The sequence below is a fragment of the Psychrobacter sp. AOP7-C1-14 genome (assembly GCF_052376135.1).
In the GTDB taxonomy this organism is placed as follows: domain Bacteria; phylum Pseudomonadota; class Gammaproteobacteria; order Pseudomonadales; family Moraxellaceae; genus Psychrobacter.
Window position 1 is genome coordinate 35794 of sequence record NZ_JBQSVH010000007.1, and the last position, 16460, is coordinate 52253.

The window sequence follows — 16460 nt, forward strand, 5'->3', positions numbered from 1 at the left end:
GTAGTAAGTTAAAATAGAATAGACGATATCCATTGATATCGTCTATTTTTTTTGGATATGACGAGTCATAGCGCATAGGCTTTATTAGTTGTCTCACTCTCTATATAATCGCTTGTTGTACATTCAACAAATATTGATAGATAACGTTAATAATTTGAAAGTGAAAGCTAATACCATGAGTATTTATAGCATCATTTCATCTGTTGAATTATTGATGCGATCACGTACTTTGTTTTGTACACCACCCATTCATATCTGACTTGGCCAGAATTGCTTATGAAGTCTGCTCACTCCTCCCATCTTCCACTATGGCTTGCGTTAATTCTAACATTGACCATGGTTATCGTTGTCCGAGAAACGGCCGTTATTCTCTGTCAAATGGCAGGCATCGAAAAAGCAGCCAACATCGTTGGTTTAGTTGCGATGTTTATTATCTTGATGACGTGGCGACTACTTAAGGGGCTGCCAAGCTGGCTTACGCAAGCCAGTAATACTTTACTAGTCGATAGTGGTTTTGCCTTTTTACCAGTTTCTGCTGGTGCAGGCTTGTTGCTATTCGCTCTAGGAGATGAGTTATGGGGTGTGATGATAACGATGATCGTGAGTACGCTCATACCACTGTGGGGACTAGCATTATTGGCCAATCGCTGGCTCAATCATGCTGCAAACACCGACACGACGACTACCAATGAGCAAAAGGGACAGCCGTGAGCTGCGGAGAGATATTATGACTTTTGACAGCGTATTTATGGCAACCCTAGCCGCAATACTATTGACCTTAGCAGCACACGTAATTGCACGTGTATTGGCACGTAAATTATCATGGTTACCGATGGTCATTACCGCACTGGTCCTAGTGCTTGTTTTCTTATTTATACTGCAATGGGATTACAACAACTATTATAGTGCGGCAAAACCTGTGTTTGACCATCTGTTAGGGTACGTGACGGTACTCTTGGCCGTGCCATTGGCGGCGATGAACTTCAAAGGTTTACCCGTTAAGAAACTCACTTTAATCGTCGCTATTGCAAGTGTCGTTGGCGCGTTATTACCTATGTCCTTGGCTTATTTATTTTCGCTCAGTCATGAGACCCTATTGGCTTTCGCTACTCGTTCTGTGACTACGCCGATTGGTCTGAGTGTCGCAGATTTGATCAAAGCACCATTGGCAATGGCTAATCTAATTATCATCGTCTCAGGTTTGATAGGCGGTACGGTCGCTCGCTTTTTATTCCGTGGTATCGATGATGACCGCGCCAAAGGTCTAGCATTGGGTTTAGCGGCGCATGCGTTTGGTACTGTAGAGGCATGGCAAATCAGTCATACAGCAGGACGTTATGCTGCATTTGGACTCGCCGTAAATGGATTGGTTACCGCTGTTTGGGTACCTATCTTTATCAGCGCTATCGGTATCTAGTCATAACTGAAACCATATCTAGATTACCTCCTATTATTAAGAATTTAACGATTAATAGGCTTACCTATTGTTAATTTCAGATTAAAAAAACATTCACTTATTCAAATGTTATTATGGCTTCTTAAAGAGTTGAGACACTTTATTCATCTAAGTTCGCAAGCACGAAGAACCTACTAAAACATTAGGTTGCGTGATTCAGAAAACATTGCATACTGACTCACTTAATGATAAAAGTTTGATTTTACAACTTATTTTACCAATATGATGCGTTAAAAATTCATTATATGCTATAGTAAGCGACTATTATTTTTTGCGTCTTTTGCAAATGATTTTTTATTAAACGTGATAATTGCTAAGCTGCTGCCCTCACAGTGGACTAAATAATTCTGCAAACTCAGTAACCGCTTATGCGCCTAAATCAACGTATATATAGGCAAAACAATTTGCTATTATTCGATGAAAAGTGATACCTCTATGATAAATATTACTACTATGATGACACGCTGTTTATCTCCCCTCTTACTAAGTGCAGTTGCTCTTTCGACCTTTTCTGTCACAGCTCACGCAGATAGTATGTACATCAAAAAAAGCAACGATGGTCAGATACTACTTACTAATCGCAGTGTGTCTAGTGGTAATTTCAATAAGTTTACTAAAACAGTCAAAGTCACCCATTACAAAAGCTCTAAGATGTATGACGCAAGCAACGATAGCTATGGTAGCAGTGCCGCTAGCAACAGCGGCAATCGTAACTCTTATGACAGTTATATTCGTGCGTCTGCTGAGCGTAACGGCGTTGACCCTGCCTTGATGAAAGCGATGATGCATACTGAATCAGCTTTTAATCCAAATGCACGCTCACCAGTAGGCGCACAAGGTCTTATGCAGTTGATGCCCGCCACTGCTCGCCGATTCAAAGTAAGTAACCCTTGGAACCCTGCCGATAATATCGAGGGATCAGCCAAATATATTGCGTGGCTGATGCGCCGCTTTGATAACAATGTTGAATATGCTGTCGCAGGCTACAATGCGGGGGAAGGCAATGTCGATAAGTATGGTGGCATCCCTCCATTTAAAGAAACACGTAACTATGTCCAAAGAGTTATGAGCCGTTACCATAGCTTGTATAAGAACGATACAGGGCTTTTCGGTTCAAGCATTAATGCCAACAATAAAACTGGCAGCACCAATGTGGGTAGCGGTTTACAAAATATCAGTTACGGTACTAGCAGCAATGGTAATAGTGCTAGCTATGCTAACTCAGCCTATGCTGCTCTACGCTAAGCCAGTTAGCTAACAGCCAGACATAAAAAAGCCCACTAATAAATTAGTGGGCTTTTTTATGTCTGGACGCTTCATACCATAATATATCACGAGTGATAAAGCCAAACTATGAGACACAATTAAGTACTCACAGCTTAATCCAATACTATTTGATACTTACTTGTTAGCAGCCTGAGTTGCAGCAACTTCAGCAGCGAAGTCTTCTTGCTTCTTCTCAATGCCTTCACCAACTTCTAGACGTTTGAAACCAAGTACTTTTACGCCTTCAGCTTTCAGTACGTCACCAACTTTTTTGTCGTTGTCCATAACGTAAGGCTGACGTAGTAAAGTAACTTCGTCTAGGTACTTACGTAGGCCACCTTCAATCATTTTTTCAACGATGTTGTCAGGCTTACCAGACTCTTTTGCTTTTGCTTCAATGATGTCTTTTTCGCGTGCTAGTACGTCAGCAGCTACGTCTTCGTCATCTACAGCAACAGGGTTGAACGCTGCAATGTGCATAGCAAGGTTTTTACCAGTGTCAGCGTCGCCACCTTCATAAGATACAACTACACCAATACGCAGACCATGACGGTATGCAGCGATGTTAGCACCTTCAAGTGTTTCAACACGGCGAACCTGGATGTTTTCACCAATTTTTTGTACTAGTGATACACGTGCCTCTTCTACAGTTTGACCATCGCCATAAGGCAATGCAGAGATAGCAGCAATGTCAGTTACGTTGTTTTCTAGTGCAAGGTTAGCAACTTTTTCTGCAAATGCAGTGAAGCTGTCATCTTTTGCAACGAAGTCAGTTTGGCAGTTAACTTCCAACAAGAATGCCTTGCCTTCGCCTTGTGCGATGATGATAGCGCCGTCAGCTGCGATGTTACCCGCTTTTTTAGCTGCTTTAGCTTGACCAGATTTACGTAGGTTATCAATGGCAACTTCAACATCACCATTTGATTCTTCTAACGCTTTTTTACATTCCATCATGCCAAGACCAGTACGGTCACGCAATTCTTTTACCATTTTGGCAGATACTTTTACTTCTGTCATAAGAGTCACCTTAGTATAGTTATGTATAGGAGCACTGTATTTCTAAGTGCTGTATTTCTATTCGATATCTTGGTATTACTTAAAATCTAGCAGACAGCTCGTTTTGAATGATTACTAATATAACCATAAATAATGTCAAATAAATAACATCTCTACAGTACAGCGATGTGACTATTGGAAACAATAATGCTCGCCCAATAGCTGCTTGCTTATACATGTAGCCTTATTAATAAGGCTTTATTCAATAACAAGGCATGACGAGTAAAACTACATCATGCCTATTACGAGCTTATACGCTGTTCGAAACATTATATGGATGCTGATAGATACACTATCAAGATATCCTTACAAAGTTAAAACTTTTAAGTCAGCTACTTATTCTGCTGGAGTTGCAGCAGCTTCTTCTGCAGCTGGCGCTTCTTCAGTTGCAGCAGGTGCTTGCTCAGCTTTACCACCAGCTTGAGTTTGTGCGTATTCTTTACCAGCGATGATAGCATCAGCCATAGAAGTTACGTACAAAGTCACAGCACGGATAGCATCATCGTTAGCTGGGATGATGTAGTCAACGTTGTCTGGGCTAGAGTTAGTATCAACAATACCGATAACTGGGATACCTAGGTTTTTAGCTTCTTTAATAGCGATCGCTTCGTGATCTACATCTACAACGAAGATTGCGTCAGGTAGGCCGCCCATATCTTTGATACCGCCTAGTGAACGCTCAAGTTTTTCCATATCGCGAGTACGCTCTAACGCTTCACGCTTAGTTAGCTTAGCGAAAGTACCGTCTTCTGCTTGCTTTTCTAGCTCTTTTAGACGGTTGATTGACTGACGTAGAGTTTTCCAGTTAGTCAACATACCACCTAACCAGCGATGGTCAACGTATGGCATACCAGCGCGAGCTGCTTGCTCACGTACGATACCGCTTGCAGCACGTTTAGTACCAACAAATAATACCTTGTTTTTCTTAGCAGCTAGGCCGTTTACGTAAGTCAACGCGTCGTTGAACGCATTTACAGTGTGCTCTAAGTTGATGATATGGATTTTGTTACGTGCGCCAAAGATGTATGGACCCATTTTTGGGTTCCAAAAACGTGTTTGGTGACCAAAGTGAGCGCCAGCTTGTAGTAAGTCGCGCATTTCGATTTTGGTTGGATTCTTTGTAGCCATGAGAATATATCCTATTGGTTGGGTTATGCCTCCACATCACAAAAACAGCCTATTTAGCGACACGCATCTGCTACCGGTTAGTTTTCATTAGTAAAGTACTAACGGATCACAAATTAATCAAGTCGCCAAACACCCAGCAATTTTTTGCCATGATGTGTGTGTCATTGGTTAGTTTAAAAAATAAGCTATCGCTAGATTAAGGCAAATGCCCAAATCTAAACTATAAAGTGAATTATAAAAATAACTGCGCTGTATTTTATCACATAACGCCTTTGAAACTCCACCAGTTTGTTAGCAGCTTATTCATAATATGAAAACAAAATAGAGCGCTAACAAAATAAAAAAAGCGACACATTTGCATCGCTTTTTAATTATTCATTTAACTATATAGGCACCGCTTTATGCATATATTATGCAATACAAATACCAATGACTGCTTTATAACCACGCCACGTAAATGGTGTGATATAGCTTTGACGATCTTTAGGCAAATAAGAAACGCTTGGCGCACTCTCTACAATATGCGGCGGAGAGATAATAAACTCTGAACCAAACTCTGTACGAGCGTTACCTGAGATTGTGTTGGCCATTTCACCCAACAAATCTTTCATCATTGTGATTGAGGAGTCAGGTTCACCCATCACTTTGATAATCTCTCGTAACATCACGCTTGATGCACTGACATAGACGCAGCCTTCTAAAGGGCCTGATATCTTAATGACACCGCTATAATCAAAGCCAATCGCGCTTTTATTATTGTTCAAATAAGGGGTATCAATTGACACTTCCGAGCCATCGATTTGCGCAAAAAACGCATTGATCGAGCTTAGAAACACACCCAACTTTTCTACTTTAACCATAATATATTAATATCCATCTGTATTACGTGGCAGCATTAGTCTTGCAAACAAACCACAATCTCGCCTACTTGAGAATGCCAAGTGATAGGAATGATGAAAGAACGCTCATCGTTCGGCAATACAATACTTTGCGGCGCACCTTTGAACACAAATGGCACAGAGATATGAAACTCTGAGCCAAACTCTTTGCGTGCATTGCCTGCGATTGTATTGGCCACTTCCCCAGCCAGATCTACATAGTTCTCTTCACTTTTATCGGTTTCGCCCATGCTGTCTAAGATTGAAGACAGCAAGTCACGCGTCGCCGAAAAATATACCACGCCTTTTTGGCCACCAGATATACCAATCACGCCCGTATAATCATGGACTTTTGGCTGTTTGTTTTCTAGTAAGTAAGGGGTATCGGCAATAAGCTCCTCTCCGCCAAACTGGTCAAAATAGTTACTAATAATACTTAAAAAAATCTGTAGCTTTTGCTCTTTCATAATGACGTCTGCTTTAGTCGATGAATGGTATTAGTCTTGCATCAGCTCATACAAAGACTCTACAAGCTCCTCCTCAGAAAAAGGCTTACACAAAAATCCGCTGGCACCTAGCGACAATGCTTCGATGCCTGTCGCTTTGTCCGATAACGCTGATACCACCAAAATGCGCACTTCAGGATCAATATCGATGATTTTTTCGATGCATTCTAGTCCATCCATTTGTGGCATAGTTAAGTCCATGGTGATCACATCAGGACGATGGACATTAAACTTTTCAATGGCTTGAACACCGCTGGTCGCTGTCGCAACCAACATGAATTTTCCTGAATCGTATGCGCGCTGAATACGGTTTCTAATAATATTTGAATCATCAACAATCATTAACTTATGCATAACTTATCTACTACCTTTAATGAAGTGCTTGTCGTCCCTGACAATATAATTACTATTTTGATTAAGCTTTAGGCAAAGTAATGACAAACCGTGTCATCTGACCCAGCTCACTATTTACGTTAAGCTTGCCATCATGCTCTTTTACTTTGACTTTGATAATATCAAGTCCAACACCGCGACCGCCGTCTTCATCTGCGTGCTCTTTAGTAGAGAATCCGGAAGAGAACAGCTGTTTGAGCAAGTCACCTTTGCTAAGTTGGTTGGCTTCTTCCGTACCGAAACGACCTTCTTGAATCAGTTTATTACGGATGCTGTCATAGTTGATACCTTGTCCATCGTCTTTTACAACCAACATAAAGTTTGAACCGTTGTCTTGCACTTCCAAATCAATGATTCCAACATCAGTTTTGCCAGCAGCATGACGAACACTTGGTGACTCGATACCATGTACTACCGCATTACGCAGTAATTGAATACTGATTTCTTTGATTGGCTTTGCAAGATGTACAGGAATGCTCGTTTGGGTCAGCGTCGTACTTTTTAGCTGTACTTGCTTACCTTGCCTAGCAGCAATCTCTTTTGCAAAGTCATTGTAGAAAGACAATAAATCATCATCTGTCTCACTATCTAAATCGATATCCAACCCACCATCAAAGTTAACATTACTAGCTGCATGGTCTGCTACTGGATTTTGCGTAGCGACTGACGCCTGTACGGTTGACATTTTAGCTGCTGATGGTGCTGAGCGGTTGATACGCTCACCCAATGTCGCAATCGTATTCGATAAGCTGAGTAAGTCATCCAAATGCACCGCTAATGGTAAGAAGTCATTACCAGACAACTGACCTTGGTTTTGCAACGCATGTAATTTGTCTTCCGCATCAGAAGCAATCTTCGTAAAGCTATGTAGTTTCAATGCCGATGCTTCGCCTTTTAAGCTGTGCATTTCACGATAAATCGCTTTTAATTTACCTTCAAGCTCGTATTGCGAGCTACCAGGGTTTTTCAAGATATTGTTCATTCTTTCAATATGCGCTTGGGTATTATTAATAAACTCATTAATAATTTTTGGATTTACATTCAAGATAGTCGTCAACATCTCAATCTGCATATCGTTTTGCGAACGCTCTTTTTCTAGGCGCTGTTCTAAATAGACTGCATCTGACACATCGTTAACGTTGACCAAAATACGAGCAATGTCTTTGTTGTCGTAAACACGTGAGAATTTAAAATCTAAGAAGCGGTTATCAAGACTCTTGTCTTCAGACACATTATGTAGCATCACCTTGTGTAACGGGTTGAGTGAATCCACCAGTTTTTCTTTAACACGAGGGTTATAAAGCTGCTCGATGAACTGCTGTGTGGTCTTAAGGTCTTTATCAGAGATACGACCACGCAAGACATTGGTAAAGTTCTCCCCTGCCAAGCTATCAGAGCCGATGATATTGTTAAGCGCTCGAGAATGCTGTTGACCAATATTTAAGTCTTTATCAAGTAGGAAAAGACCCGTATTTACCGTTTGCATAATCTCTTGCGTTTCCTGACGAGCAGCAAATGCTTCAGCATCCGTCTCACGTAAACGACGTACAAAGAAAAATACGAAGATCAAGAAGTAGGTAAAGATAGCGGCAACACCAAGTACCTGAATAAGACGAATGGTGGTCGCTTGTCGTTTTGTTTCTTCATAAACTTCATTAGTCAGCTCATCAAGCGCATCATTCATACTCAAGCTAGACGTTTTTGCCTGTTCATATGCTAATGCTAGCTCGTCTGAAGAATCAATCCGAATATTACCAGCACCTTCAAGGTAGTTGGTAATTAGCGGTTTTAGCTCACTCCAATCTTGCTGCGCTCTTTCTAAGGCTGCCAATTCGGTTGATGTTTTGATACTTGGAATTTTATGAACATTTCCAGAATCGTCAATGTACTCTGAACCCTCACGCATACTAGAAAGTAATTGGTCAATACCTTGAGTATTATTGTCTAGTCTTTCTCTTACGCGCTTCTGGTGAGGAGAATTGATGTGTTCACCAATACTACCTTGTAAATCGAACAAATCTTTGATGATAGCTTGAGCATTGTTAGCTGTTTTATTAGATATATTTACCAGTGTGGTGTTGCGTTCCAAGACACTTGAAGTATAAAACGTAAATGCAAGCAGTATCCCAATCAATGCCAAGAAGGCAGCAATCGACAAGATCAAGCCACGATAACGCGAGTTACCGTTTTGAGTTGATATAGTCATAGCATAGTCCTTTCAATGTATAGATAAATTTATGTTTATGGTTTTTTAAAAATAATACGTTCCATAACTACTACGCTTAGGGTTACTGCAAGGTTTTCTGTTGCTGTAAAGATACTTCTGTCAAATCTGTACCAAACCATTTAGTCGTTAACTTTGCGTAAGTACCGTCTTCTTTTAACCCTTTTAACCCTGCATTCACTTTTTTAAGTAAATCAGGCTGAGCTTTATCAACTAGAAATACTTTACGAGCACCGTCTGCTCTAATGCTTTCATAGTCAAAATATTTTGGCTGCAGACTAGGTAGATCATTTAATGTATAGCGGAGTACACCAGAATCATCTACAACAGCATCGACTTTATCTTGTGCCATCGCCTCTACCGCTGCAAACGTAGTCGGATACTGCTCTAAAGAACCTAGTTGATATTTACCTTGTGCGAAATATTCATAAGGTTCTGAACTAGTCAATACACCTACTCTTAAAGTGCCCAAATCATTTAATGACTTAATATTTAATGAGTCGTCTAAATATACGAGGCTAGTAGGAAGAGGAGCATAAGCATCTGAAAGCAAGTATTTTCTGGCACGCTCGCTGCTGTAAGTAAGACCCGCTGCTACCATATCTCGACTCTTATTATCCAAGTTATCAAACAATCCTTCCCAAGGATCGTTGTAAACTTCAACTTTGAAACCTTGATTCTCGCCAATGTGTTGCATCAGTTCTATATCAAAGCCTGTTACATTTCCATATTCATCTTTAAATTCATAAGGAGCATAATTGGCTTCAGTACCGACCTTTATAGTTGGCGCTGTATCAGGTAGCTTACTTACAAAATGATCTGTGTTTTCTGTTACTGAGCTACCAGTCGAACTAACGCTTTCTTGGGTAGAAGAATTACCACAACCAAATAGGCCAACGCTCAACAAAAACGGTAACGCTCGATATAACTGCATCATAATCTATCCTTGAAACTTAACGTTGTTTTACATTTTAATAAATAACAATCTAGCAAGGTTAAGAAATATCTATACATACAACGCTTACAGAAAGTTAAGCCGGATAGTACTTGCCTAATTTTACGATTGCAATGGTTATGTTTGGCTATTATCTCCAATTAGTTGTATTTTTTAGCGATACATAAGTGTTCATCACGTAAGGTATTTATAAAACTCGGCTTTTTTCTGAATGAGGATATTGAGCCCATAAAAAAACACTCGTACGTTAAATACATACGAGTGTTTTTTTAGAATGAATTTTATTTAAAAAAGTATTTTCTACTCTGCATCGTCTAAATTTAGATTACGATCTATCTGCCAAATTAAGAAAGAACCTATGCTCATTAGTGAAAACATGGCGATACCGACCTTGAGAACTGGGTTAACTGGAAACAGGTTCAATAATAAGCCGCCAAAGATACCAACTGAGAACATCAGCGAGCCTTGCAATGCGCTTGCCATACCAGCACGGCGTTTTTGAAAAGCGAGCGCAATTGCAGAAGCATTAGGCTGGGTCAAACCCAGTCCTGCGATACAAAAGAAAATACAAGCCAATACCAGTGGTAGCCAAGCATCAGTACCTAGAGTTAGGCCAATCACAAATAGTACACCTGCAGAAATGACCTGCATCATAGCCCCAAATCGTAGAATACTTAATATGCGAAAGCGATTCGTAAGCCATTGGTTCAGCTGAGTCAAGCCTACAAAGCCTGCTGCATTCATTCCAAATAGCCAACCAAAATGTGTCGCTGAAACGCCGTAAGTATCCATAATCAGTTCAGAAGCAGAGCTAATATAGACAAACATCGCGCCCATCAATAAGCCACCGCCAATTGCTGGATAGTTAAAGGTTGGGTCTTTTAGTAAATCCCAATATTGACTGAGCACTTCCCTTGCAGGACGTACATTACGGTTTTCTTCAGTCAAAGTCTCAAAGAAGAAAAACTTAGTAAGCAGTAAGTTTAGAACGCCAAATGCGGCTAAGAACCAGAAAATAGAATGCCAATCAAAAAACTGTAAGAATAGCGCGCCAAGCGACGGTGCCAGTATGGGCGCTAAACCCATCACTAAAATCATGATGGAAAAAGCTTTTGCCGTTTGTCTGGCAGTAAGGCGATCTCGAATTGCGGCACGAGTGACTACTGCGCCAACGCATGCGCCCAACGCTTGTAAGGTACGGCCTGCAAACAGTACGTACTCATTATCTGTGGTTGCACAAAGGATGGAAGCGATAACATATAGCGTCATACCTATATATAACGGTTTAACACGGCCGACACGATCACTAAAGGGTCCGTAAAATAACTGCCCAAATACCAAGCCTAAAAAATATGCGGGGACAGAGTTGGCCATAAAGGCTGTTGAAACACCAAAATCATCTGCCATTGATGGCAGTGCTGGCAGATACATATCAATCGATAATGGTCCTACCGCAACCATCAGCCCAAGCATCATAATCCATGCGACAGGCAAATCGGCAGAGCGCACTCGCTCAGAAGTGATAGGTTTGTTTGGAAGGGAAGGTTTTGAAGCAGACATATTTAAACCGTTTTATATAGTGGCTATTATTTTTAATATTTTATTTTTCGACGTTTAATTGCTTTTAGATGTTGTTAGGCAAGCTTTAGTCATTTTACTGGCTTATCCAGTAATCAATATAGCAACCTTTAACAACAATAGTGCATCTTTACCCACATCGGTGCAAGCAGACAATGCTATATCGTGCTATCTGCTTGCATTTCAATGGCTATAGGATATTGGCGAAACAACCGCTCACAATTAAAACTCAATAGTAAAAATTATCAAAACATGTCTGGTGTTTTTAGGTAGTAATTTCCCTTTATTCAAATCAGGACAACACTAACAAAGTTACTAGTAAAAAAATTTAGCGGAATTGACGTTTACCAAATAAGGTACTGGCTTGCTTTGCTTTTCTAAGAGCAAGTTTACGATTGCGACCAAGCATCATTTTAAGCTGCCATGCTTTTTCCTTATATAAAGTCTTAGCAGGCTGATCATACATCGCATTTATCACACGTTTGCTTGCCAGCACCGCATCAGGAGAGCGCTCTGCAAATTCAGCAGCCAGCTTCTGGGCTTTTTTAAGAGGTGATTCACTGCAGTGGCTAATCAAACCCAATTCTTTGCCTTTATTAGCATCAATGATACGAGCGCTCATAGCGAGCTCTTTAAGAGTGTCTTCTCGTAGTACCCCAAACGCCGATTGTGTCAGCCCCATATCTGGTACTAAACCCCACTTAGCCTCCATAATAGATAGCTGACAGTCAGGGTGACTGATACGTACATCACAAGCCAGTGCTAGCTGTAGTCCAGCGCCAATACAATATCCTTCCAACACCGCGATGACGGGTACTGGTAGATCACGCCATACCAGGCAGACTCTTTGGAACGCACTTTGCCATGGCTTAATCAACTCCCAAAGCGCAAATGCCGTATTTTTTGGATGATTTAAATCTCCTAAATCAATACCTGCACAAAACGTCTCTTCTGCTCCATTTAGAATGACTGCGCGTATGGTTCTGTCTTTGCTAATACGATCTGCTAGCTTAATCAGCTCATTGATTACCTGAAAACTCATGGCATTTTTTTTATGGGGACGATTTAAGGTAACCGTCAGTATGTTGTCTGTGATACTAACTTGTAAGGTCTCATACTGATAACTTGCAACCGCGTTCATAACAATCCTTATTAATGAATAAAATAAATATGATATTGATATTGATATTCACAATATTAGCAGGCTTGTCTTTGTTGTACCGTAGTAATAACTGACTGCCACGATACTATAATCAGTTTTATATACATCAGGTACAGGTGGTCTAGCTAGTAGCAATAAGTGAATTTAACGAAATCAATTATCAGCTTTTGTACTTCTATAATTCTGACTATGTTGCTTTAGCCTCACGTTATATCATCTTCCACGTCATATCATTCTCGCTCAAGCGATGATAATTAAGCTGCGGATAAGAAGATAAATCTACCTTTTGTAGATTATCTAGTGCCGTTAATAATGCCTCATAATACGGCTCAATCATTGCAAACTGCACAGGCGTTGTATGCTGTACATTCAGCAGGCACTTATCTTCTAAATCTTGGCTAGCTTGACGCAGTTGCGGTACACCTGTATATCGACTACCACCCAATATGCGATGGGCAATTTGTGCCAGCATGTTGCGGTCATGAGCTTCCCATGCCTGAATGAGGGCTTGCTTTTCATCATTGATAGTATCGATCATCATGATAATAAGCTTGGCCGCCAACTCAGGTTTGTTCGCTGAACGAGTGAGCGCGTCTTGCCAATCTAAAATGTTTGAGGTATCACTTTTGCTTATACTGTTGTGGTTAAGATCATTATTAATTTGCCCCTGTAGAGTCGAATTAGCGTTAACGGTCCTATCTTGAGGGCTTCTGTCTTGAATGCTTGGGTCTTGAAAGTTATCGATAGACTCTGTCGGTGCTTGTAATAATGGCGATTGACCTTGTTTCTGTAGGCGTAAGCTCTCGTAGCGCGGCGGAATATCACGTGCGGCATCTCGTCTATAACCTTCACGAGGCTGACTATCGCGCAAATAGTCGTCACGGATTTTTTTCAAGGATAGTGGTCGGGTAATTTTTGGCTCACCACCCAAAGAAGCCTTATTGTAGTCGCCCTCTTCTTCTCTGATCATTGGATAGGTAGCTGTTGAAGTACCTGCAAATACATCTGAACTATTTTGAGTCTTTTGACTGTCTACACTGTTAGAGAGCAAATCGTTCGATAAGTCATTGTCATTGATTGAGTAACCGCGTAGCGAATCAATAGTAGGTAGTTCAGCTTCTGATGAGTCAGTGTTCTGTACATGAGCATCTTCTAAATTAGTGCCCTGTGGATCAGAATGCTGTAAGCCAAAATTCTGGAAATCTGTATCAGACAAACCTGTCAGTTGTGGTGTGGCACTTTTACGACCTAGCCATTTCTGTAGCACTTGCAATAATTGAGGTTGGCTAATAGGTTTGCCAACATAGTCGTTGATACCACTGGCTATGAGTTTGTCTCGTTCATCTGCCAACCCATGAGCTGTCAGAGCAATAATAGGAATACGGCTATCCACATTTTCAATACTTCGAATTTGCTTAGCCGCCTCATGACCTGACATACGCGGCATTTGAATGTCCATAAATATCAAGTCAATATTATCTTTGTCTTGAGTAGCTGACTTATCGTCAGTGCTCGTGTCCTCATGATAGAACGCGCTATTTGTTTTCTTATTTATCTCATCACGTGTTTCCGCTTTAGAGAGTTGCGTTTTACTCGATAGGCTCTGCTTATCACTCTTCGTAGTTTTGACGTTCTTGGTTTGTTGTTTACTGACAATCTCGATAGCATCAAACCCACTGCTCGCGGTAACTACCTGAATCCCTAGCTCGCTCAATAGAGCATCTAACACTAGTAAATTGGGCAGATGGTCATCAACTGCCAGTACAGTAACTCCCTTCCAACGTGGCTCCTGCATGGTCTGCGGCATACTGCGGCTTTGGGTATCGAGCATCGCATACAGTTGTCTTTTGTCTAATGGCTCATACAGTATGTTGGCATGATAGCGGTTAAGGAGCGCTTGATCGGCCGCCACTTGATAGCCAAATACAGCAAGCTTACCTTGATAATGCAAACGAATTTGCTTGAGAAGCGCCATCATATCGTCTTGCGTGTCATCATCAACGATAACCCAATCCCAATAGTTCCCATGCTCTTTCAATGATTCCAGTACACCTGGTAATGAATTGGCTTGAGTCAGCTTAATCGGTAAATACTGTAAACTGGCCTTGAGTACCTGTATCGAAGCGGTATGATTGATCCAAACCAACACATTAAATTCATCAGTCTCGCTTGCCAGTGGCGCTAATACTGGCAACTCAATTGTCTGTCCTGTCGCTGCCTCTAACACATCGACATGGGCTGGCATACGAAACCAAAACGTTGCGCCTTGATTGGCAATATTTTCTTGCGCATTATCATGAAACCCAATGTCACCGCCCATCAAACGCGTTAGCTGCTTAGAGATGACCAGACCTAATCCTGTGCCCCCATACTGACGCGTGATAGATGGATCACCTTGGCTAAAACTTTGGAACAGCATTTTCTGATCTGCAATAGAAATACCCTTTCCGCTATCTTGCACACTGATCATCAGATAATTATCACGGTGGTCGTCTAAGCTTACTCGCACCACCACATCACCACTATCTGTGAACTTAATGGCATTACCAACAATATTGGTCAATACTTGCTTAAGACGTAGTGCGTCACCGTTGATACGCATCGGTACATCATTGTAAAACAGTACCGCCATGCGTAAACCTTTCTCTGCAGAAACAGGAGATAGCATATCGACCACATCATAAATAGTGTCATAAAGGTCAAACTCATGGCGATCTAGTACCAGCTTACCTGCCTCGATCTTAGAAAAGTCTAGGACATCATTTACCAAAGCAAGCAAATGTGCTGAAGATTTACGTATGGTCTGTACATATAAGTCTTGCTCAGGATTGAGCTCACCGTGACGTGCCAGCAAATTAATAAAGCCATCGATACTATTCAATGGTGTGCGCAGTTCATGACTGATATTAGCTAAAAATGCAGACTTTGCTTGGCTGGTTGAAATAGCAGCATCACGTGCATTACGAATAGAGATGTTTTGCATTTCCATCTCATCAAATGCCAGACGTAAATCATCCTCGGTTTGCTCTGCATGATCCTTAAGCTCTTGAAAGCTTCTATGCAAGCGTCGCAAAGTTCTGACTAAATCTTGCTGCAATAAATTCAACTCACCATCTGACTCTACTGGTACAGGTTGGTATAAATTATCAACATGGGTACGCTGTAGTTGCAAACGAAGCTCATAAATTGGGGCAATCCAACGTTTCGAATAGATATTTAAGCTCAGCAGTAGAATTAAAATAGTAAATAAACCAGTAATTACCAAGGCCATCGCAATACGGTAGCGTGCAATATAAAGCGGCTCATTATCCATATCGACGAGTAACCACAACGTCTGCCCTTCAAACTCTCCCAATACACTGCCATATGCAGTACCAATAGAGGTTTGCTTTTGTGATAAGAAGCTTTCTTTGGTATCGATGGACGGCCACGACTCCTCTAGTCCGTAGCCAACTGCGGTCAGCACCTGATTATTTTCGTCAATAATAGCAATGCGCTGTACATGCTGCTCGGACTGCATGCGACCCAGTTTATCCTGAATATCCTCAAGCTTAGTGACAACAGTCTGAGGCGCATTGCCTATATAAATTTCACTAGTGACCTGTTTACGCTCTTGCTCTAACAATTCAGGAATCAGGTCAGCTATGACAGGCGTATAGCGAATTAGTACAGCCTCAGCCAAAACCTCTTGCTCTGAATTGCTGGCACGCATGGTTTCATAAAAAACCAAAATACCGCCGACCGCAGCCAGCACACAGATGGGCAGAAACACTAGTATGACCAGTTGACCATAAGCACTACTGGTATCGAAACGTTTTTTATATGCCATGCTAGGTCTACTCTCTACTAAAGTTTTTG

General features: G+C 41.2%; 13 protein-coding genes. 3 read left to right on the plus strand and 10 right to left on the minus strand.

The window, feature by feature from the left end:
• The first annotated feature begins 276 nt into the window (after positions 1-276).
• From ACT3QN_RS06820 to ACT3QN_RS06830, 3 genes are all read left to right on the plus strand, one after another.
• Entirely contained in the window at positions 277-711 is a 435-nt protein-coding gene (locus ACT3QN_RS06820) for a CidA/LrgA family protein (protein WP_444529111.1), read from the plus strand.
• A gap of 16 nt (positions 712-727) precedes the next feature.
• On the plus strand, positions 728-1417 hold the full coding sequence (locus ACT3QN_RS06825; protein ID WP_444529112.1) for an LrgB family protein: 690 nt from the start codon (positions 728-730) through the stop codon (positions 1415-1417).
• 573 nt (positions 1418-1990) lie between these two features.
• Positions 1991-2701 (plus strand): lytic transglycosylase domain-containing protein, encoded by a 711-nt coding sequence (locus ACT3QN_RS06830; protein WP_444529113.1) that lies wholly within the window; start codon positions 1991-1993, stop codon positions 2699-2701.
• A 156-nt stretch (positions 2702-2857) separates the two neighbouring features.
• Here ACT3QN_RS06830 and tsf read toward each other — a convergent pair whose 3' ends face one another.
• The 10 genes from tsf to ACT3QN_RS06880 form a co-directional block, all read right to left on the minus strand.
• Entirely contained in the window at positions 2858-3739 is an 882-nt protein-coding gene (gene tsf / locus ACT3QN_RS06835; protein WP_444523660.1) for a translation elongation factor Ts, read from the minus strand.
• A 375-nt stretch (positions 3740-4114) separates the two neighbouring features.
• The gene (rpsB, locus tag ACT3QN_RS06840; RefSeq protein ID WP_444523659.1) at positions 4115-4906 is read right to left on the minus strand and encodes a 30S ribosomal protein S2; all 792 of its coding nucleotides are present in this window, start codon (positions 4904-4906) and stop codon (positions 4115-4117) included.
• Between the two features lie 410 nt (positions 4907-5316).
• The gene (locus tag ACT3QN_RS06845; RefSeq protein ID WP_444529114.1) at positions 5317-5766 is read right to left on the minus strand and encodes a chemotaxis protein CheX; all 450 of its coding nucleotides are present in this window, start codon (positions 5764-5766) and stop codon (positions 5317-5319) included.
• Between the two features lie 35 nt (positions 5767-5801).
• Entirely contained in the window at positions 5802-6251 is a 450-nt protein-coding gene (locus ACT3QN_RS06850) for a chemotaxis protein CheX (protein WP_057758427.1), read from the minus strand.
• A gap of 30 nt (positions 6252-6281) precedes the next feature.
• A complete protein-coding gene (locus ACT3QN_RS06855; protein WP_444523658.1) occupies positions 6282-6644 on the minus strand; it encodes a response regulator in 363 nt (120 codons plus the stop codon).
• 61 nt (positions 6645-6705) lie between these two features.
• The gene (locus ACT3QN_RS06860) at positions 6706-8889 is read right to left on the minus strand and encodes an ATP-binding protein (RefSeq protein WP_444529115.1); all 2184 of its coding nucleotides are present in this window, start codon (positions 8887-8889) and stop codon (positions 6706-6708) included.
• A gap of 82 nt (positions 8890-8971) precedes the next feature.
• Positions 8972-9844 carry a substrate-binding periplasmic protein gene (locus ACT3QN_RS06865; protein ID WP_444529116.1) on the minus strand — a complete coding sequence of 291 codons (873 nt, stop codon included), beginning with the start codon at positions 9842-9844 and terminating at the stop codon, positions 8972-8974.
• Positions 9845-10162: 318 nt separating this feature from the next.
• Positions 10163-11422, minus strand: coding sequence for a multidrug effflux MFS transporter (locus tag ACT3QN_RS06870; RefSeq protein WP_444529117.1), 1260 nt, complete (start codon positions 11420-11422; stop codon positions 10163-10165).
• A 346-nt stretch (positions 11423-11768) separates the two neighbouring features.
• Positions 11769-12581: a crotonase/enoyl-CoA hydratase family protein gene (locus tag ACT3QN_RS06875; RefSeq protein WP_444529118.1), complete on the minus strand. Its 813-nt coding sequence runs from the start codon at positions 12579-12581 to the stop codon at positions 11769-11771.
• Positions 12582-12810: 229 nt separating this feature from the next.
• Entirely contained in the window at positions 12811-16431 is a 3621-nt protein-coding gene (locus ACT3QN_RS06880) for an ATP-binding protein (RefSeq protein ID WP_444529119.1), read from the minus strand.
• Positions 16432-16460: the final 29 nt, after the last annotated feature.

Excerpts from the sequence above, each read along its gene's own strand:
- ACT3QN_RS06820 (WP_444529111.1), top strand. The coding sequence starts at position 277 with ATGAAGTCTGCTCACTCCTCCCATCTTCCACTATGGCTTGCGTTAATT.
- ACT3QN_RS06825 (WP_444529112.1), top strand. The coding sequence starts at position 728 with ATGACTTTTGACAGCGTATTTATGGCAACCCTAGCCGCAATACTATTG.
- ACT3QN_RS06830 (WP_444529113.1), top strand. The coding sequence starts at position 1,991 with ATGTACATCAAAAAAAGCAACGATGGTCAGATACTACTTACTAATCGC.
- tsf (WP_444523660.1), bottom strand. The coding sequence starts at position 3,739 with ATGACAGAAGTAAAAGTATCTGCCAAAATGGTAAAAGAATTGCGTGAC.
- rpsB (WP_444523659.1), bottom strand. The coding sequence starts at position 4,906 with ATGGCTACAAAGAATCCAACCAAAATCGAAATGCGCGACTTACTACAA.
- ACT3QN_RS06845 (WP_444529114.1), bottom strand. The coding sequence starts at position 5,766 with ATGGTTAAAGTAGAAAAGTTGGGTGTGTTTCTAAGCTCGATCAATGCG.
- ACT3QN_RS06850 (WP_057758427.1), bottom strand. The coding sequence starts at position 6,251 with ATGAAAGAGCAAAAGCTACAGATTTTTTTAAGTATTATTAGTAACTAT.
- ACT3QN_RS06855 (WP_444523658.1), bottom strand. The coding sequence starts at position 6,644 with ATGCATAAGTTAATGATTGTTGATGATTCAAATATTATTAGAAACCGT.
- ACT3QN_RS06860 (WP_444529115.1), bottom strand. The coding sequence starts at position 8,889 with ATGACTATATCAACTCAAAACGGTAACTCGCGTTATCGTGGCTTGATC.
- ACT3QN_RS06865 (WP_444529116.1), bottom strand. The coding sequence starts at position 9,844 with ATGATGCAGTTATATCGAGCGTTACCGTTTTTGTTGAGCGTTGGCCTA.
- ACT3QN_RS06870 (WP_444529117.1), bottom strand. The coding sequence starts at position 11,422 with ATGTCTGCTTCAAAACCTTCCCTTCCAAACAAACCTATCACTTCTGAG.
- ACT3QN_RS06875 (WP_444529118.1), bottom strand. The coding sequence starts at position 12,581 with ATGAACGCGGTTGCAAGTTATCAGTATGAGACCTTACAAGTTAGTATC.
- ACT3QN_RS06880 (WP_444529119.1), bottom strand. The coding sequence starts at position 16,431 with ATGGCATATAAAAAACGTTTCGATACCAGTAGTGCTTATGGTCAACTG.